An 18,399-nucleotide genomic window follows, 5' to 3' on the forward strand; every position below is an offset into this window, starting at 1 on the left:
ACCGGACTCTACACTATCCGCTTCGTCGGCAGCGTCAGATGTGAATAAGATACAGCAAAGCCCCCGCAACCCCACCGCCCCCACCACCCCACAAGCAATCCCCATCCCCACCAACTCCGCCAAACTCCCCGCCTGCATCCGCTTCATAACCCGCCCCCGATACAAATCGATGGTCTTGACACTAACCCCCAACCGCTCGGCAATCTCCCGATTCCCCAACCCCTGCACCAACGGAATGAACACATCCCGCTCCCGCGGCGTCAGGCTGTCGATCCGCGCCTGCACCTCCTCCACCGCCCCATTACCCCCCTGGGCGCGCCCAAGCGCCGCCTGCACACTGTCCAGCAGCAACTGATCGTTATACGGCTTCTCGATGAAATCACAGGCCCCCGCCTTGAACGCCCGCACCACGATCGGCACATCGGCATGCCCGCTGACAAAAATCAACGGCATCTCCAGCCCCCGCTGCTGCAACGCCTGCTGCACCGCCAGCCCGCCCATCCCCGGCATGCGCACATCCAGCAATACACAAGCCGGGCCACTACCGTCGCAGGCCTCCAGAAACGCCTGGCCGCTGGTAAACGGCAAGGCCTGCAAGCCCACCGACTCGAGCAACCACACCGTCGAATCGAGCATCCCCGGGTCGTCGTCCACCACATACACCTTCGCTTGCACCACCGCCCCCTCCTTCATGTCCGGTTCACCGCCAGCCGGCAACACAGCACCAGCCCACCACCCTCACCTGCCCGCGCCCACAGGCTGCCACCCAAGCCTTCGACGATGCTGCGGCTCATGCTCAGCCCCAGGCCCAGGCCATCGGCCTTGCTGGTGGTGAACGGCGTAAAGATCGCCTCCAACTGCTCAGGCGCCACGCCAGGCCCCTGGTCGGCCACCTCCACCAGCAGCCCGTCATCCTGGCGCCAGGCGCCCAGCAGGATACGCGACGGAAGGCCTGCGTGCCGCTCACGGTTGGCGTCGATGGCATTGCGCAGCAGGTTGAGCAGCACCTGCTCCAGCAACACCCGGTCGGCGTACACCGTCGGCAACTGCGGCCCCAGCCGCTGTTCGATGCGCACCTGCGCCGCACCCGCCTCCCAGGCGCAAAGCCTGAGTACTTCCCCGACAACCTGGGCGATATCCAGCGCCTGCAGCTGGCGTGGGCCCTTGCGCAGGAAGGCACGCAGGCGGCGGATTACCTCGGCGGCATGGGTGGCCTGCTGGTTGATCCGTTGCAGGCCCTGGGCAACCCGCTCGCGGGCCTGCGGATCGTGCTCCAGGTTGTTCAGATAGCGCAGGCTGGCATTGCTGTAGTTGAGCACCGCGGCCAGCGGCTGGTTGATCTCGTGGGCGATGCCCGAGGCCAGCTCGCCCAGCGTTGCGACCCGGGCGCTATGGGCGAGGTTTTCCTGGGCCTCGATACGCAGGGTGATGTCGCGGGACACGGCAACGATCTCCACCACCGCGCCGGTATAGGTTTCGCGGATCGCCCGGCAGGCGATTTCGAACCAACGGTAACAGCCATCGGCATGGCGCACCTGGCAGGTCATGGTGTGGTAGCCATCCGCCTCCAGCGCCGCACCGGCCTGCAACAGCGCCTGACGGCGCTCGCGCGGGTGCAGCAGGCTGCGCGCCGGGCTGCCGCGCAGTTGTTCCGGCCACACCCCGAGCAGGCGCAAGGCCGCGGGCGTGGCATCGAGAAAGCGCCCGTCCGGGCTGTGCCGGGAAATCAGGTCGGTGGTGTTCTCGGTGATCAGCCGGTACAGCCGCCTTGCCCGGCTGGCCTCGCGCTCACCCTGGCGCTCGCCGCTGGCATCGCGGCAGCGGGCCAGCACCTGTTGGCCGGTGTGATCGGGGATGAAGGTCCACAACAGGATGCGCTCACCCACCTGGGCCTCGACCTCGCTGATTGCCCGCCCCTGGCGCAGGCAAGCGCGCACCAGCGCGGCATGGTTGCCCGGTAGCCAATGGGCCAGCGGCGGGCCTTCGGCGATCAACGCCTGCAAGGCGACGTTGAGCTGCAGTGGGCTGGCATCGGCCGCCAGCAACAAGCTCGGTTGCGGGTCCAGGGCAAGCAGGGGGGAGCAGTCAGGCTTCACGGGCAAAGGCTCTTGTTATAGTAGTTTTACTATATTGCTATAGTCGATCTTCCAGATACCATAGCGGCTCGCGTAAAAAAGCGACAGGGAGGCACGCCCCTCCCACACCCTGATCAGAGCTAACAATCAGCCACCGGGGGTCTAGCGCACGGAGTGCGCCTGCCTCCCCTACAGGAACCGCGCATGTCGATCTTCTCCCAGGGCCTGATGCCCGCACCTGTCAACCACGTCGCCCTCACCCCACTGAGTTTCATCGAACGCACCGCCGCGGTGTATGGCCAGTACCCGGCTGTGATCCATGGAGCCATCCGCCGTGACTGGCGCGAAACCTATGCCCGCTGCCGACGCCTGGCCAGCGCCCTGCAGGGCCGTGGCGTCGGCCGCGGCGACACGGTGGCGGTGCTGCTGCCGAACATCCCGGCCATGCTCGAGGCGCACTTCGGCGTACCGATGATCGGCGCGGTGCTCAACACCCTCAACGTGCGCCTGGACGCCGAGGCCATCGCCTTCATGCTGCGCCATGGCGAGGCCAAGGTACTGATCGGCGACCGCGAGTTCCACGGCGTGATCCGCGAAGCCCTGGCCCTGCTGGAACACCCGCCGCTGGTGATCGACGTGGATGACCCGGAATACGGCGAAGGCCAGCCGGTCAGCGACCTGGACTACGAAGCCCTGCTCGCCGAGGGCGACCCGGACTTCGCCTGGGAGTGGCCAGAGGACGAATGGCAGGCGATCTCACTCAACTACACCTCCGGCACCACCGGCAACCCCAAGGGCGTGGTCTATCACCACCGCGGCGCCTACCTCAACGCCCTGGGCAACCAGATGACCTGGGCCATGGGCCACCGCCCTGTGTACCTGTGGACCCTGCCGATGTTCCACTGCAACGGCTGGTGCTACCCCTGGACCGTCACCGCGCTGGCCGGCACCCACGTGTTCCTGCGCCGGGTCGACCCGCAGAAGATCCTCACGCTGATCCGCGAACACCGGGTCAGCCACCTGTGCGGCGCGCCGATCGTGCTCAACGCCCTGGTCAACATGCCCGACACCGCCAAGGCCGCCATCGAACACCCGGTGCAGGCCATGGTGGCCGGCGCCGCGCCGCCGGCCAAGGTGATCGGTGCCGTGGAAGAAATGGGTATCCACATCACCCACACCTACGGCCTGACCGAGGTCTATGGCCCGGTGACGGTGTGTGCCTGGCATGAGGAATGGGACGCCCTGACCCTGGACGAGCGGGCGCGGATCAAGTCGCGCCAGGGCGTGCGCTACCCAACCCTGGACGGCCTGATGGTCGCCGACCCGCAAACCCTCGAACCGGTACCGCGTGACGGCAATACCCTGGGCGAGATCTTCATGCGCGGCAACACCGTAATGAAGGGCTACCTGAAGAACCCCGAGGCCACTGCCGAGGCCTTCCGCGGCGGCTGGTTCCACACCGGCGACCTGGCCGTGTGGCATGCCGATGGCTACGTCGAGATCAAGGACCGGCTCAAGGACATCATCATTTCCGGCGGCGAGAACATCTCCACCATCGAAGTCGAGGACGCCCTGTACCGCCACCCCGCTGTTCTCGAAGCCGCCGTGGTGGCGCGCCCCGACGAAAAATGGGGCGAGACGCCCTGCGCCTTCGTCGCCCTCAAGACCGGCCACGGCGGCACCCGCGAAAACGAAATCATCGCCTGGTGCCGCGAGCACCTGGCCGGGTTCAAGGTGCCCAAGACCGTGATATTCGGCGAGTTGCCCAAGACCAGCACCGGCAAGATCCAGAAGTACGTACTGCGCGACCGCGCCCGGGCGCTCTGAAACCACCGAATCCTGGGGCTGCTACGCAGCCCTTGCGCCGCGAAAGGGGCGCACAGCGCCCCCAACGCTCCTGACCCCATCGATGAGCCTTGCCATGACCCAATACTCCGCCCCCCTGCGCGACATGCACTTCGTCCTCCACGAGGTCTTCCAAGGCCCTGCCCTGTGGGCACGCCTGCCCTCCCTCGCCGAGCGGCTCGACGCCGATACCGCCGACGCCATCCTCGAAGAAGCCGCCCGCCTCACAAGCCAACTGATCGCCCCGCTCAGCCGCAGCGGCGACGAACAGGGTGTGCAGTTCACCAACGGCGAAGTGCATACCCCCGACGGTTTCAAGGAAGCCTGGCGCACCTACCGCGAAGGCGGCTGGGTCGGCCTGGGCGGCAACCCGGACCACGGCGGCATGGGCATGCCGAAGATGCTCGGGGTGCTGTTCGAAGAAATGCTGTACGCCGCTGACAGCAGCTTCAGCCTGTATTCCGCACTCACCGCCGGCAGTTGCCTGGCCATCGACGCCCACGCCAGCGAACAACTCAAGGCCACTTATCTGCCAGCGCTGTACGAAGGCCGCTGGGCCGGCACCATGTGCCTGACCGAGCCCCACGCCGGCACCGACCTGGGGCTGATCCGTACCCGCGCCGAACCCCAGGCCGACGGCACTTATAAGGTGAGCGGCAGCAAGATCTTCATCACCGGCGGCGAACAGGACCTCACCGAGAACATCGTCCACCTGGTGCTGGCGCGCCTGCCCGACGCACCGGCCGGCGCCAAAGGCATCTCGCTGTTCCTGGTGCCGAAATACCGAGTCGCGGCCGATGGCAGCCTAGGCACGCGCAACGGCGCGCACTGCGGTTCGATCGAACACAAGATGGGCATCAAGGCCTCGGCCACCTGCGTGATGAACTTCGACCAGGCCGAGGGTTATCTGGTTGGCGAGGCCAACAAAGGCCTGGCGGCGATGTTCACCATGATGAATTACGAGCGGTTGTCCATCGGCCTGCAGGGCATCGGTTGCGCCGAGGCTTCTTATCAGGCCGCCGCACGCTACGCCAACGAGCGCCTGCAAAGCCGCGCGGCCAGCGGCAGCGACGCCCCCTCGCGCAGCGCCGACCCGATCATCGTGCATGGCGATGTACGGCGCATGCTGCTGACCATGCGCACCCTCACCGAGGGCGGCCGCGCCTTCGCCGTGTACGTCGGCCAACAGCTGGACATCGCCCGCTACGCCGAGGACGCCAGCGAACGCGAGCGCGCCCAGCGCCAGGTGGCCCTGCTGACGCCGGTGGCCAAGGCGTTCTTCACCGACAACGGCCTGGAAAGCTGTGTGCTGGGCCAACAAGTGTTCGGTGGCCACGGCTATATCCGCGAATGGGGCCAGGAGCAGCGGGTGCGCGACGTGCGCATCGCGCAAATCTACGAGGGCACCAACGGCATCCAGGCCCTCGACCTGCTGGGGCGCAAGGTGCTGGGCGACGGTGGGCTGGCGTTGGCAGGCCTGGCGGCCGAGATCCGCGCCTTCTGCGTGGATGCCGAGCTGCATCGCGAGGCGCTGCTGGAGGCGTTGGTACGCCTGGAGCGCGTCACCCAGTGGCTGCTGGTACAGACCCGCTCGGATGCCAACCTGGTCAGCGCCTCGGCGGTGGAGTACCTGCACCTGTTCGGCCTGACCGCCTATGCCTATATGTGGGCGCGCATGGCCGACGTGGCGCAGGCCCGCCAGGCGCAGGACCCGGCCTTCCATGGCGCCAAGCTCGACTGCGCGGCGTTCTACTTCCAGCGCGTGCTGCCACGCGGCCTGGCCCTGGAAGCGACGATCCGCGCCGGCAGCACCAGCCTGTACGGGATGGCGGCCCAGCAGTTCTGAAACCTCGCCCCCTTGCCGATGGGCCTCGCGAGGGGGCGAACGTAGATACGAGCCATGCGCATCTACTCGGAAATTTCCTACAATTGATAGTCATTCGCCATTAACACGTTCTCGGAAGCCCACGCCAAGGGTAGAATGCCGCAAAACCGGGAGCTGCAATGAACCAGGACCGCCTCAACCCCAGCGAAGACGATGCCATCACCGACGCCGCCGCGCATTGGTGCATGCGCCTGCACGCCGAAGACTGCAGCGCGGCGGAACGGGCGGCGTTCAGCCAGTGGCTGGCGGCCGACCCACGGCACGCGCAGGAATACCAGGCAATGCTGGAGATCTGGCAAACCGCCGACCTGCTGCCGCGCAGCGCCCAGGTGGTCGAGCTCAAGCCCCGGCCGGCCGTGGCCCGCCACTGGCGGCCATTCGCCTCGGCGGCGGCCATTGCCCTGCTCGCCCTGCCCCTGGCCGGCTGGGTGGGTTGGGAGCAAGGCTGGCTGCCCAACGGCTACCAGCATGTCGAAACCACCGACCAGCTGCGCCAGGTGCGTCTGAGCGACGGCAGCAGTGTCGAACTCAACCTGCACAGCGAGCTGCGCTATCTGAACTACAAGGACGAACGCCGTGTCACCCTGATCAAGGGCGAGGCGTTTTTCAAGGTCGAGCACGACAGCAGCCACCCGTTCATCGTCCGTGCCGGCAACGGCCAGACCCGGGTCACCGGCACCCAGTTCAACGTGTGGAAGTATGAGGACCAGGTCAAGGTGACGCTGGTGGAGGGTTCGGTACTGGTCAGCAACGATGGCAACCCCGGCGGCTACCGCCTCGGCCCGGGCATGCAGGCCAGCTACCACACCGGTGATTTCGAACCGCAGCTAAGCCAGAGCGACGACTCGGGCAACAGCCTGGCCTGGCGCAGTGGCAAGCTGGTGCTGGACAACCTGAGCCTGGCCCAGGCCCTGCCGGTGATCAACCGCTACCTCGACAAACCGCTGCGCCTGGCCGACGACAGCACCGCCAGGATTCGTATCAGCGGCATCTACAACACCCGCGAAGTGCCGCGCCTGGTCGACACCCTGCCCAAGGTGCTGCCGGTGTACCTCACCCGCAGCAAGGACGGCAGCACCGTCCTCAACCGCATCGTCCCGCCGCCCAGCCGCGGCTGAGGCATCCAGCGCGATCCCTGTAGGAGCGGCCTTGTGCCAGCTTTACAGCGTCATCGCCGCCAACCAGCCAAACGCCAGCAACGGCAGGTTGTAATGGATGAATGTAGGCACCACGGTGTCCCAGATATGGTGGTGCTGGCCATCCACGTTCAGCCCCGAGGTCGGCCCCAGGGTTGAATCCGAGGCCGGCGAACCGGCATCGCCCAAGGCACCGGCGGTACCGACGATGCACACCGTGGCCACCGGGTCGAAGCCCAGCTGAACGCACAGCGGCACGAAGATCGCCGCGAGGATCGGCACAGTGGAGAACGACGAGCCGATGCCCATGGTCACCAGCAGGCCCACCAGCAGCATCAGCAACGCGCCGATACCCTTGTTGTGGTCGATCCACTGTGCCGAAGTCTCGACCAGGGTCTTCACCTCACCGGTGGCCTTCATCACATCGGCGAAGCCCGAGGCGGCGATCATGATGAAGCCGATCATCGCCATCATTTTCATGCCCTCGGTGAACAGGTCGTCGGTGTCCTTCCAGCGCACGATGCCCGACAGCGAGAAAATCAAGAAACCCACCATCGCGCCGATGATCATCGAGTCCAGCCACAGCTGGATGATGAATGCCGCACCGATGGCCACACCGGCGACCACCAGGGTCAGCGGGTTGTACTGCACACTGACCTGCTCGACCTCTTCGATACGCGCCAGGTCGTAGTCGCGCTTCTTGCGATAGCTGACGAACACCGCCAGCAGCAGGCCAGCGAGCATGCCGGCCGCCGGGATGGCCATGGCGTGGGTGACATTGACCCCGCTCACGTCCACGCCCGCACGGGCGACGTTGGCCAGCAGGATCTCGTTGAGGAAGATGTTGCCAAAGCCCACCGGCAGGAACATGTACGGGGTGATCAGGCCGAAGGTGATCACGCAGGCGATCAGCCGGCGGTCGATGCGCAGGCGCGTCAGTACATAGAGAAGCGGTGGCACCAGCAACGGAATGAAGGCGATATGGATCGGCAGAATGTTCTGCGACGACACCGCCACTACCAGCATCAGGCCGATCAGCAGCCATTTGACCTTGCCGCCGTCGGCGTGCCCCTGACGGTCAATCATCGCCAGCGCGCGGTCGGCCAGGGCATGGGCCAGGCCCGACTTGGCGATGGCTACGGCAAAGGCGCCGAGCAGCGCATAGGACAACGCCACCGTGGCACCGCCACCCAGGCCACCGTTGAAGGCCTTGAGCGTGCCCTCGATACCCAGGCCACCGACCAGGCCCCCAGCCAGGGCGCCGATGATCAGCGCGATGACCACATGCACACGGGACAGGCTCAGGATCAGCATGAGCCCGACCGCGGCAATCACTGCATTCATGGTGTGCAAACCTCTTTACGACAGACAAAAAGCGAGCGTTCCGGCGACAGCTGCACGCAGGCAGTGGCCGGACCAGGGGATGTTGTTATGAAGGGCGCACACTCTGAAGCACCGTTCGACAGAAGTCAAAAGCGTCTGCCCCGCGGACCTTGTCGGATATAGACGAAGGTAGCAGGATTAAATTGAACGTTTGAATAAAGAAAAATCCTACGCAGCCGACACAGCATGCAGCATCAAACCTATTACAAGGGATTTGCCCAATGCCTGCGCTGCGACAACTCTCCATCCAATGGAAGATCACCCTGCTGGCCGGCCTGTGCCTGGCCAGTATCGTCACCTTGCTGGTCGGCCTTTCGCTGTACCGCATGGACCATAGTTCCGACCTGGTCAAGGCCAGCAGCATGCACATGCTCAGCGAAGCGGCGCAGTCGCGCATCGAGTCGCAGGGCGAGGTGCAGGCCCTGAACATCCGCCGCCAATTCATGGACGCCTACCAGTACGGCGCCGGCTTTGCCCGCCAGGTGCTGTTCCTGCGCGAACAGGCGGAAAAGCGTTTCCTCGACGCCTACGACCTGCGCCAGGACATGACCGCCCAGGTGCGTGCCGCGCTGCAGGCCAACCCTGACCTGCTCGGCCTGTCGCTGGTGTTCGAGCCCGGCGCCCTGGACGGCAAGGACAAGCTGTTCACCGGCCAGGCGGAACTGGGCAGCAACGAGACCGGCCGCTTCGCCCTGTATTGGTCGCAACCGCGCGCCGGCCAGCTGACCTCGATGGCACTGCCCGAGCACGACATGGCCAACACCGAACTCGGCCCCAGCGGCCAGCCGGCCAACACCTGGTGGGCATGCCCACGCAGCACCGGCACGGTGTGCGTGGTCGAGCCGTACTTCTATGACATCGATGGCCAGCGCGTGCTGATGACCAGCATCGTGTTCCCGCTCAAGAGCGACGGCAAGGTGATCGCCACCCTGTCCATCGACATCAACCTCAACAGCCTGCAAGCCCTGAGCGAGTCGGCCAGCCGTGGCCTGTACGAGGGCCGCACCACGGTCGGCATCCTCAGCCCGGTCGGTTTGCTGGCCGGCTACAGCGCCGATGCCGGCAAGCTGGCCCAGCGCCTGGACCAGGTCGACGCCGCGCAAGGCGCGGAGTTGGTGCGCAAGCTGGCCGAAGGCAAGTTGCAGATCCTGCATGGCGCGCAGCGCCTGAAAGTGCTGGCCGCCTTCGAGCCGATCCCCGGCGGCAAGCCGTGGGGCGTGCTGCTGGACGTACCGGAAAGCGCCCTGACCGGCCCGGCCGAACAGCTCAAAAGCGAACTCGACGCCCTCAATACCAGCGGCACCCTGCTGGAACTGGGCCTGGGCCTGGCCGCCGCCATCGCCGGCCTGCTGCTGGTGTGGCTGATGGCCCGCACCGTGACCAAGCCGATCCTCGGCGTGGCCGCCATGCTCAAGGACATCGCCAGCGGCGAAGGCGACCTGACCCGTCGCCTGCAGTACGACAAACGCGACGAGCTGGGCGAGCTGGCCGGCTGGTTCAACCGTTTCCTCGACAAGCTGCAGCCGACCATCGCCGAGGTAAAGCGCTCGGTGCAGGCTGCCCGGGGCACCGCCGACCAGTCCGCGGCCATCGCCACGCAGACCAGCGCCGGCATGGAGCAGCAGTACCGCCAGGTGGACCAGGTGGCCACCGCCTCCCACGAGATGAGCGCCACTGCCCAGGACGTCGCCCGCAGCGCGGCCCAGGCCGCCCAGGCCGCCCGCGAAGCCGACCAGGCCACCCGCGAAGGCCTGGCGGTGATCGACCGCACCACCACCAGCATCGACACCCTGGCCGCCGACATGAGCAGCGCCATGGCCGAGGTCGAAGGCCTGGCGCAGAACAGCGAGAAGATCGGCTCGGTACTGGAGGTGATCCGCTCGATCGCCGAGCAGACCAACCTGCTGGCGCTCAACGCCGCCATCGAAGCGGCCCGTGCCGGTGAAGCTGGCCGTGGTTTCGCAGTGGTCGCCGATGAAGTGCGCAACCTCGCCCGCCGCACCCAGGAATCGGTGGAAGAGACCCGCCAGGTGATCGAGGCGCTGCAGGCCGGTACCCGTGATGTGGTCGGTGCCATGAACAGCAGCCACCGCCAGGCCCAGGGCGGTGTCGAGCAGGTCGGCCAGGCAGCCACCGCGTTGCAACGTATCGGCCAGGCGGTGACGGTGATCACCGACATGAACCTGCAGATCGCCAGCGCTGCCGAAGAGCAGAGCGCGGTGGCCGAGGAGATCAACAGTAACGTCGCCACCATCCGCGACGTTACCGAGTCGCTGTCGGGGCAGGCCAACGAGTCGGCGCGGGTCAGCCAATCGCTGAACAGCCTGGCCAACCAGCAGCAAGGCTTGATGGACCAGTTCCGCGTTTGACCCTCCCCCCACGCGGCCGGCTCCGGCCGCGTGGCCCCCCCTCAGAGTTCGTCCCGGCCTGAATGGAAGCGCCCGCCGCCAAGGATGCGATCGAGTAGTGCCAACGCGCCCTGCACGTTGGGCCTGTACCCCATGGGCAGCACATCGGTATCGGGCAACGTGGCGTCCCGATACCCCGAGGCCATGACCAGCAGGTGCATCTGGTTGGCATTCAAGTACACATGGTGCTGCTCCATCGCATAGGACTGGATCAGGCTTAAGGCGCCGGTCACCAAAGGCGTGGCCGCCGAGGTACCGCCATAGGTGTCGGTGTAGTCACGGTCGTTGCCCGACTTGTCCTGCAGGGCGCCATAGCCCAGGGTCGTCACGCTGTCGCCCCAGGCATTGAGCATGCGGTGGCGGTAGTTGAAGTTGGAGTACTGATGAGGCTTGCCGTCCCAGGAGTGGCAGGCGCCGACCAGGATCGCATCGGCGTCCCCCAGGTCATTGAAGTAACGCCATTGGCCCAGGTCGACGCCATAGCTTGTCCGGGTGCCTTTTTCCGGTACATCCTGAGTACTGCCGTTGCTCGCCGCGACCACCACCACCGCGCCACGGCGGGTCAGTTGCTGGATGACGTCCCACCAGGCGCGGTCATGCACCGCAGGAAGGAATGTGGTCAGGACGGCCGGGTTGGCAGTCTGTCGGTTAATGCCGACGATATCTCCCGGTTCCACCAGGCGCAGCAAGTCCTTGAGCGTCTGTACTGCGCCCTGCGGATTTCTGTTGTTGTTGTGATAAAGGAACAACTCGCTGTCATGGCTGATCCCCGTCACCCCCACGCCGTTGCGCACCGCTAGCAGAATGCCGGTCGAGGCAGTGCCGTGCTCGGGGTTGTCATTGGGCTCGAGGGCGACGATGCGCAGGTCAGGGTTACCGCGCAGATCTTCATGGTCCGGGAACAGGCCACCATCACTGAAATGGATACGGGCGCCCTTGCCCGTCACCTGCCCCGCCCAGGCGGCACGTATGTTCATACCCTGCGAGAGCGTGGTTGGGGCATCCAGGTAGGCCTGCCGGGCTTCGAAGTCCGGCGTGGGCCGTGCGTTCTCCTCGGCGCGGTTGCCTGCCAGCACTGCCGTGCCGGTCAGCAGCGTGGCCAGCAGGCCGGCTGCGATCAGCAGTAGCAGTTCCGGCTGGCCCACCCGGCCCTCGAACTGCAGTGACTCTACATAATCGAGTGCGGCCAGGGTCTTGATCAGCGCGACAAAGGTATCGTTGAGCATGCTGTGCGGTTGTTCGAGCCGACAGTAACGGCCAAGCACCGCCAGCCTGGGCTGCAAGCGCTCGGCGTCGCTCAGGAATGGCTGCGGATCGATAACTGCTTTGAGATTGGGCCACAGACGTACCAGGACGGAACTCGAGCCCGGTTCCAGATCGGCCAGCAACTTGGAGAAACCTTGCGCGGCAAAGCCGATCACCAACGGCGGGTAGCGCTTGCCAGCCTCGACCTGTACGAAGGGCTCGGACTCATAGGCATCATTCACCTGCAACGACAGGCCGTCGCCCAATGCACGTCGACTTCGCGACAGCGCGGTCGGCAGCGCTACCTTGTCAAGAATGCTGCGCTGCAGGTCCTGCTCGGTCACCTCCAGCAGCAACGGCTCCAGGTCAATCACCCCCGCCGCCCCCGTTGGCCGGCCTGAAGCCCGTGCGTACCCGTCCATCAGCACTACCCTGGGGCGGATGCTGTAAGAGCCCGCCAGCGCCTCGGTGGCCAAAGTCACCGGACAGCCATGGTCGATCAGCTCACCGGTATCGGCCTGCGAGCGCGCCGAAGCACGGGCAAGCGACACCGGCAGGCCTGGGCCGGTGCGCTCCAGCACATAGTGGATACGCTTGACCTTGCTCAGGTCCGGGCCGCTGCAGCGGACATGGAATTTGCCGTCGAAGCGAAAATTGCGGTAATGCACGAAATGCAGGTCATTGAGCATGGTGTCCGTCCTTGGGGATGAGAAGCGAAGCACGCCGGGCGTGCCTGAGCACCTGATGATCAGCGTGCCACCGCAGCCGTTGCAGCCAGAAGCCATTCCCCGTGGGCTGCCGCCTGAGCGGCTCGTCTACACTTGCCGGCTCATGCACCGGCAACCAACGAGGCGTCGATGAAGAAGTTCCCCACCCTGCTGGCCAGCCTGCTGTTGGCTTTCGGCCTGGCCAGCACTGACACGGCAGCCGCTGCTGAACAGCCCACTCCCATCCGCTTTGGCGACATCGGCTGGGAAAGCGGCGCGCTGACCACCGAGATCCTGCGCCTGATCGTCGAGCGTGGTTACGGCTACCCCACCGACACCCTCCCCGGCAGCTCGGTGAGCATGGAAGTGGCACTGGCACGCAACGACCTGCAGGTCATCGCCGAGGAATGGGCCGGTCGCAGCCCCGCCTGGGTCAAGGCCGAGCAGGCCGGCCAGGTGTTCGCGCTGGGGGACACGGTAAAAAACGCCGAGGAAGGCTGGTGGGTGCCGGCCTACGTGATCAAGGGCGATCCCGCACGCAACCTCAAACCACTGGCGCCGGACCTGCGCAGCGTCGCCGACCTCAAACGCTACCCGCAGGTATTCCGCGACCCCGAGGTGCCCGAGAAGGGCCGTTTCCTCAACAGCCCCAGCGGCTGGACCTCCGAGACCGTCAACAGCCAGAAGCTCAAGGCCTATGGCCTGGACTCCCTGTACAACAACTTCCGCAGCGGCACCGGCGCAGCCCTCGATGCCGAAATCAGCTCGGCAATCCGCCGCGGCCAGCCGGTGTTGTTCTACTACTGGAGCCCGACCCCACTGATGGGGCGTTATGAGCTGGTACGCCTGGAAGAACCTGCGTTCGATGCGACGGCCTGGGCCACCCTCACTGATGCCAACAACCCCAACCCACAGGGCAGCCGCTCGCTGCCGGCCAAGTTGTCGATCGGCGTCTCCAAGGCCTTTCATGACCAATACCCCGAGCTGGTGGCCGTGTTCGAAAAAGTCGACCTGCCCATCGACACGTTGAACAAAGCGCTGGCCGTAATGAGCGAAACCCGCCAGAAGCCACGTGAAGCGGCCCTCGCCTTCCTGCAGGAGCACCCCGAGGTTTGGAAGGCCTGGCTGCCCGCCGACAAGGCCGCCAAGGTCGAGGCCGGCCTGTGAGCGGCGGCTTCCCCGAAGCCCTGCAGTATTCCTTCGCGCCCTCGGTCAACCGCCTGGTCGACTGGCTGGTGCTGCACTATGGTGACCAGCTGCGCGGCGTGTCCGAGCAGTTGCTGCAGCTGCTGGTCAGCCTGGAAAGCCTGCTGCGCCTGTTGCCCTGGTGGCTGCTGTTGCTGCTGGTCGGCCTGCTCGCCTGGCACGCCAGCCGCAGCCTGCTGCGCGCCGTGGCCCTGACCGGGCTGCTGGCATTGATCGGGGTGCTGGGGCTGTGGGACAAACTGCTGCAGACCCTCGCCCTGGTACTGGTGAGCACCGGCCTGTGCGTGCTGATCGGCGTGCCGCTGGGCATCCTGCTGGCCACCCGCCCGCTGGCCCGGCGCCTGCTGCTGCCGGTGCTCGACGTGATGCAGACCCTGCCTGCCTTCGTCTACCTGATCCCGGTGCTGATGCTGTTCGGCCTGGGCAAGGTGCCGGCGGTGTTCGCCACCCTGATCTACGCCCTGCCGCCGCTGGTGCGCCTGACCCAGCTGGGCCTGGCGCAGATCGACCCGTCATTGCTGCAGGCCGCCCACGGCCTGGGCGCCGGCCGCTGGCAACGCTTGCGGCGCATCGCCCTGCCGCTGGCGCTGCCGAGCATCATGGCCGGGCTCAACCAGTCGGTGATGATGGCGCTGTCGATGGTGGTGGTGGCCTCGATGATCGGCGCCCGCGGCCTGGGCGAGGACGTGCTGGCCGGCATCCAGACGCTGAATGTCGGCCAGGGCGTCGAGGCGGGGCTGGCGATCGTCGCCCTGGCCATGGTGATCGACCGGATCAGCCAGGCGTATGGGCGCGCTGGGCGTTGATGCAGTATCGTGCCCACTGCTCACTGCCTAGCAACCCCGGAGTTCCCGCGTGTCCCTCAAAGCCCTGCGCACCCTGGTGACCATCGCCCGCCACGGCACCTTCGCCCGCGCCGCCGACCTGCTCAGCCTCACCCCGTCAGCGGTGAGCTTGCACATCAAGACCCTGGAAGACGAACTGCAGGTCACCCTGTTCGACCGCAGCCGCCGCCAGGTCGTGCTGACTGAGGCCGGGCAACTGGCCGTGGCCCGCGCCGAGAGCATCCTCGGCGCCTATGACGAACTGGCCGACACCCTCGCCAGTGGCCCCAGCCTGCGTGGCCGCCTGCGCATCGGCGCGATCCACACCGTGCTGGCGCGGCGCCTGCCGCGGGCCTTGGTGTGGATCAAGGCGCACCATCCGCAGCTGCATATCAGCGTGGTCTCGGGCATGTCGGCCGAGCTGGCCCGGCGCGTCGAGGACGGCGAACTGGACGCGGCGATCACCACCGAGCCGGTCAGCCCCTACCCGCAGAGCCTGCAATTCACCCCACTGTTCGAGGACCGTTTCTGGGCCATCGCCAGCCCCGAGCTGGCCGGCCAGAGCGTTGCCGAACTGCTCGCCAGCCAGCCGTTCCTGCGCTTCGACAAGCGCGCCTGGGCCGGCCGGCAGATCGAACAGGAACTGCGCCGCCAGCGCCTGCAGGTGAGCGAACAGATGGAGCTGGACAGCCAGGAGGCGCTGGCACGCATGGCGGCCATGGGCCTGGGGGTGGCGATCATCCCCATGAGCGATGACGACCTCGAACGCCTGCCACCGGCCAGTGTTCAGCCGTTCGGCGAGCCTCAGCTGACCCGGCGCGTGGTGTTGCTGGAGCATGAGAAGAGCCAGCGGCGGCATTTGAGTGCGGTGTTGAAGACGGCATTGGATGCGTGAATCAAAACACGTGGGAGCGCTGGTCCGCCGCTCCCACGCCGCCATCAACGATGCAGTTTTTCTCAATAGTCACTACAGAAAACACCGTTTTTTCTGCTCGCTCGCCTCCGCTACCCTGTGCCGGTACCCGACCACGGACCGCCGACCATGCTCCATCTGCTGCTGACCACCCTCGTCCCAATCATCCTGCTCATCGCCCTGGGCACCTGGCTGCGGGTGCGCGGTTTCCTTGCCGAAACCTTCTGGCCCGGCGCCGAGCGCCTGAGCTACTACGTGCTGCTGCCGTCGTTGTTCCTGCATGGCCTGGCCACCGCCAACCTCGACGGCGTGCCAGTGCTGGGCATGGTCGGCGTGCTGATGCTCTCGACCCTGCTCGGCGCCCTGCTGCTGGTGCTGTACCAAGGTGCAGCCAGCCATGACGGCGCCGACTTCACCTCGGTGTTTCAAGGCGGCGTGCGCTTCAACAACTACATTGGCGCCACCTTGGCCGCGGGCATCTACGGCAGTGCCGGGATCGCCCTGGCGGCGGTGGCCAACGCCGCCATCGTGCCGCTGGTCAACCTGCTCTGCGTGCTGGTGTTCGCCCGCTTCAGCGCCCGCCACAGCTCGCCGGCCACGGTGCTCAAGGCCATCTTCGCCAACCCCTTGATCGTTGGTTGCGCCGGGGGCCTGCTGCTGCGGGTGAGCGGCCTGGGTCTGCCGGCGGGGCTGGAGCCGACCGTCAAGGCACTCGGCCAGGCCGCCTTGCCTCTGGGCCTGCTGTGCGTCGGCGCGGCCCTTGGCGGCGCCCGCCTGGGCCAGCAGGTAAAACCGCTGATGGCGGCCTCGCTGTTCAAGTTCCTGGTCATGCCGCTGACCACCTGGGGCCTGTGCCGATTGCTCGGCCTCGGCGGCCAGGCGGCTGTGGTGGCGGTGTTGTTCCAGGCCTTGCCGACGGCCTCGTCGTCCTATGTGATGGCCCGCCAGATGGGTGGCAACGCACCGTTGATGGCCACCATCATCGCCCTGCAAACCGTGGCCGCGGCCCTTACCCTGCCGCTGGTGCTGAGCCTGACGCTGAGTTGAATCCGCCCGGCTAGACTGTGATCAGCCCCACCACTCGGAACCTCGACCATGCGCCTTTCGTGGATGCTGTTCGGCTTGTCGCTAACCCTGCTTGCAGGCCCGCTCACCGCCGCCGACAGCCAGAAAGCCGCCGTCGCCGAAGACAAGGCGCAAGTGCTGGAGGAAAAGGTGGTGGAGGACGCGCCCCCCCCGAAAAAAGCCGAAACCATCACCCCCACCGAAGTGCAGGCAGTCGACCCGGCCGGCCAGGCGCCGATGGACGACAGCATCACCTGCCTGGCCCGCACCATCTACTGGGAGGCCAAGGGCGCCGACAGCGAAGACATGAGCGCGGTGGCCAGCGTGGTGCTCAACCGCCTGGGCCATGATGGTTTCCCGGACACCATCTGCGGCGTGGTCAAGCAAGGGGTGGAGAGCAAGAGCTGCCAATTCTCCTGGTGGTGCGACGGGCGCCCTGACCAGGTGGAAGAGGAAGAACGATACGCGGTGGCCAAGGAGATCGCGCGCAAGGCGCTTAACCAACAGCTCAAGGACCCTACGGACGGTGCGCTGTATTTCCATGACCGCACCGTGCACCCCGACTGGGCCAAGACCTACCGCAAGACGGCGCAAACCAGCCATTTTCTGTTCTACAAACCCAACCAGGCGCTGGCCCGCTAAGGGCTCGGCGCTGGGTGTGCCCCGGCGAATGACCGGCATGGATCGCACTTTTGCGCAGGCAAGCGGTCTACCCCCTCTTTCACCGCATCACATCAAACGACCAAGGGTTCACAGCCCTGCACATCGCTGGGCCAAAAGCCCTGCGCTTGTGTAGGATGGGCAGCGCACAAGCAGACGCTGCCAGTACAGGGAGATCCACATGCGCGTCCCATCCGTTGCCTGCCTTTTCGGCCTGTCGCTGGCCCTGCTCGCCTCGACCGGCGCCCAGGCCATCACCGGCGAAGAAGCGCAACTGATCGATACGATCAACGTCTACCGCAGCCAACCCCAGCACTGTGGCAGCGAAGCCTCGCTGGAGCTGCCGCCGCTCAACAGCGACACCCGCCTGGCGCTGTCGCCCGAAGGCACCCGCGACCTGCAGCAGGCCATGAGCCGCGCCGCCTACCCCATGGTCAACGTGCAGGCCATCAGCCTGTCCGGGCCACGCGATGCGAAGGCGGCGATGAAGGCCATCGAAGAGAGCTTCTGCCAAGTGGTGCTCGACCCGCAGTTCATCGATATCGGCGTCAGCCAGGAGGGCCGCGACTGGCGTATCGTGCTTGCCCGGCCGCTGCTCAGCGGGCGCCTGGGCGACTGGCAGGCCGAGGGGCAGAAACTGCTGCAGGAGGTCAACGCCGCCCGCGGCGTAGCGCGCCAATGTGGTGGCCAGCCCTTCCCCGCCGCCAAGGCTCTGAGCTGGAACAGCGTGCTGGCCGGCGCCGCCGCCAACCACACGCGCAACATGGCCAACCAGAACTTCTTCGATCACATCGACCGCGACGATCGCACCCCGGGCGACCGCGCCGAACTGGCCGGCTACAGCTACCAGCAGATTGGCGAGAACATCGCCGCCGGGCGCGACACCGCACGCAAGGTGGTCGATGGCTGGCTGGCCAGCCCCGGGCATTGCGCCACGCTGATGAACCCGGACTTCCGCGACCTGGGCGCGGCCTACGCGGTGGACCCGAAAAGCGATGCGGGGATTTACTGGACTGCGCTGTTCGGTACGCCGCAGTAGGGCGATGA

At 66.3% G+C, this 18,399-nt stretch carries 13 protein-coding genes and 2 pseudogenes; 11 read left to right on the forward strand and 4 right to left on the reverse strand.

Annotated features, from left to right (window positions below):
- Positions 1-63: 63 nt before the first annotated feature.
- Positions 64-693, reverse strand: a pseudogene (locus L6D77_RS22280) (response regulator transcription factor); the annotation flags it as partial.
- Positions 690-2,096, reverse strand: a complete 1,407-nt coding sequence (locus L6D77_RS22285; RefSeq protein WP_232883498.1) for a sensor histidine kinase — start codon at positions 2,094-2,096, stop codon at positions 690-692. The pseudogene L6D77_RS22280 and the gene L6D77_RS22285, both read right to left, overlap by 4 nt.
- Positions 2,097-2,279: 183 nt before the next feature.
- Here L6D77_RS22285 and L6D77_RS22290 point away from each other — a divergent pair, with 183 nt between their 5' ends.
- From L6D77_RS22290 to L6D77_RS22300, 3 genes are all read left to right on the forward strand, one after another.
- Entirely contained in the window at positions 2,280-3,902 is a 1,623-nt protein-coding gene (locus tag L6D77_RS22290) for an acyl-CoA synthetase (protein ID WP_232883499.1), read from the forward strand.
- Positions 3,903-3,996: 94 nt separating this feature from the next.
- Positions 3,997-5,766, forward strand: a complete 1,770-nt coding sequence (locus L6D77_RS22295; protein WP_232883500.1) for an acyl-CoA dehydrogenase C-terminal domain-containing protein — start codon at positions 3,997-3,999, stop codon at positions 5,764-5,766.
- A gap of 158 nt (positions 5,767-5,924) precedes the next feature.
- The gene (locus L6D77_RS22300; protein ID WP_232883501.1) at positions 5,925-6,923 is read left to right on the forward strand and encodes a FecR family protein; all 999 of its coding nucleotides are present in this window, start codon (positions 5,925-5,927) and stop codon (positions 6,921-6,923) included.
- Between the two features lie 42 nt (positions 6,924-6,965).
- Here L6D77_RS22300 and L6D77_RS22305 read toward each other — a convergent pair whose 3' ends face one another.
- A complete protein-coding gene (locus tag L6D77_RS22305) occupies positions 6,966-8,285 on the reverse strand; it encodes a Na+/H+ antiporter family protein (protein ID WP_232883502.1) in 1,320 nt (439 codons plus the stop codon).
- 584 nt (positions 8,286-8,869) lie between these two features.
- Here L6D77_RS22305 and L6D77_RS27600 point away from each other — a divergent pair.
- Both L6D77_RS27600 and L6D77_RS27605 read left to right on the forward strand, forming a co-directional pair.
- Positions 8,870-9,835, forward strand: a pseudogene (locus L6D77_RS27600) (methyl-accepting chemotaxis protein); the annotation flags it as partial.
- 102 nt (positions 9,836-9,937) lie between these two features.
- On the forward strand, positions 9,938-10,693 hold the full coding sequence (locus tag L6D77_RS27605; protein WP_373870624.1) for a methyl-accepting chemotaxis protein: 756 nt from the start codon (positions 9,938-9,940) through the stop codon (positions 10,691-10,693).
- Between the two features lie 41 nt (positions 10,694-10,734).
- Here L6D77_RS27605 and L6D77_RS22315 read toward each other — a convergent pair whose 3' ends face one another.
- The gene (locus L6D77_RS22315) at positions 10,735-12,666 is read right to left on the reverse strand and encodes a S8 family serine peptidase (RefSeq protein ID WP_232883504.1); all 1,932 of its coding nucleotides are present in this window, start codon (positions 12,664-12,666) and stop codon (positions 10,735-10,737) included.
- Positions 12,667-12,834: 168 nt separating this feature from the next.
- Between L6D77_RS22315 and L6D77_RS22320 the strand changes: the two genes are divergently transcribed.
- The 6 genes from L6D77_RS22320 to L6D77_RS22345 all read left to right on the forward strand — a co-directional run bounded on the left by L6D77_RS22320 (position 12,835) and on the right by L6D77_RS22345 (position 18,391).
- On the forward strand, positions 12,835-13,851 hold the full coding sequence (locus tag L6D77_RS22320; RefSeq protein WP_232883505.1) for an ABC transporter substrate-binding protein: 1,017 nt from the start codon (positions 12,835-12,837) through the stop codon (positions 13,849-13,851).
- Positions 13,848-14,696: an ABC transporter permease gene (locus L6D77_RS22325; protein WP_232883507.1), complete on the forward strand. Its 849-nt coding sequence runs from the start codon at positions 13,848-13,850 to the stop codon at positions 14,694-14,696. Before L6D77_RS22320 ends, L6D77_RS22325 begins: the two co-directional genes overlap by 4 nt.
- Before the next feature lie 49 nt (positions 14,697-14,745).
- Positions 14,746-15,609 (forward strand): LysR family transcriptional regulator, encoded by an 864-nt coding sequence (locus L6D77_RS22330; protein ID WP_232883508.1) that lies wholly within the window; start codon positions 14,746-14,748, stop codon positions 15,607-15,609.
- A gap of 147 nt (positions 15,610-15,756) precedes the next feature.
- On the forward strand, positions 15,757-16,674 hold the full coding sequence (locus tag L6D77_RS22335) for an AEC family transporter (protein WP_232883509.1): 918 nt from the start codon (positions 15,757-15,759) through the stop codon (positions 16,672-16,674).
- Between the two features lie 48 nt (positions 16,675-16,722).
- The gene (locus tag L6D77_RS22340; protein WP_232883511.1) at positions 16,723-17,334 is read left to right on the forward strand and encodes a cell wall hydrolase; all 612 of its coding nucleotides are present in this window, start codon (positions 16,723-16,725) and stop codon (positions 17,332-17,334) included.
- Between the two features lie 199 nt (positions 17,335-17,533).
- On the forward strand, positions 17,534-18,391 hold the full coding sequence (locus tag L6D77_RS22345) for a CAP domain-containing protein (protein WP_232883512.1): 858 nt from the start codon (positions 17,534-17,536) through the stop codon (positions 18,389-18,391).
- Positions 18,392-18,399: the final 8 nt, after the last annotated feature.

Origin of the sequence: Pseudomonas parasichuanensis (genome assembly GCF_021601385.1) — a bacterium.
Taxonomy (GTDB): Bacteria; Pseudomonadota; Gammaproteobacteria; order Pseudomonadales; family Pseudomonadaceae; genus Aquipseudomonas; species Aquipseudomonas parasichuanensis.

What these genes read in the sequence shown, in the direction of transcription:
- L6D77_RS22290 (WP_232883499.1), top strand. Translation starts at nt 2,280, where the DNA reads ATGTCGATCTTCTCCCAGGGCCTGATGCCCGCACCTGTCAACCACGTC.
- L6D77_RS22295 (WP_232883500.1), top strand. Translation starts at nt 3,997, where the DNA reads ATGACCCAATACTCCGCCCCCCTGCGCGACATGCACTTCGTCCTCCAC.
- L6D77_RS22300 (WP_232883501.1), top strand. Translation starts at nt 5,925, where the DNA reads ATGAACCAGGACCGCCTCAACCCCAGCGAAGACGATGCCATCACCGAC.
- L6D77_RS22305 (WP_232883502.1), bottom strand. Translation starts at nt 8,285, where the DNA reads ATGAATGCAGTGATTGCCGCGGTCGGGCTCATGCTGATCCTGAGCCTG.
- L6D77_RS27605 (WP_373870624.1), top strand. Translation starts at nt 9,938, where the DNA reads ATGGAGCAGCAGTACCGCCAGGTGGACCAGGTGGCCACCGCCTCCCAC.
- L6D77_RS22315 (WP_232883504.1), bottom strand. Translation starts at nt 12,666, where the DNA reads ATGCTCAATGACCTGCATTTCGTGCATTACCGCAATTTTCGCTTCGAC.
- L6D77_RS22320 (WP_232883505.1), top strand. Translation starts at nt 12,835, where the DNA reads ATGAAGAAGTTCCCCACCCTGCTGGCCAGCCTGCTGTTGGCTTTCGGC.
- L6D77_RS22335 (WP_232883509.1), top strand. Translation starts at nt 15,757, where the DNA reads ATGCTCCATCTGCTGCTGACCACCCTCGTCCCAATCATCCTGCTCATC.
- L6D77_RS22340 (WP_232883511.1), top strand. Translation starts at nt 16,723, where the DNA reads ATGCGCCTTTCGTGGATGCTGTTCGGCTTGTCGCTAACCCTGCTTGCA.
- L6D77_RS22345 (WP_232883512.1), top strand. Translation starts at nt 17,534, where the DNA reads ATGCGCGTCCCATCCGTTGCCTGCCTTTTCGGCCTGTCGCTGGCCCTG.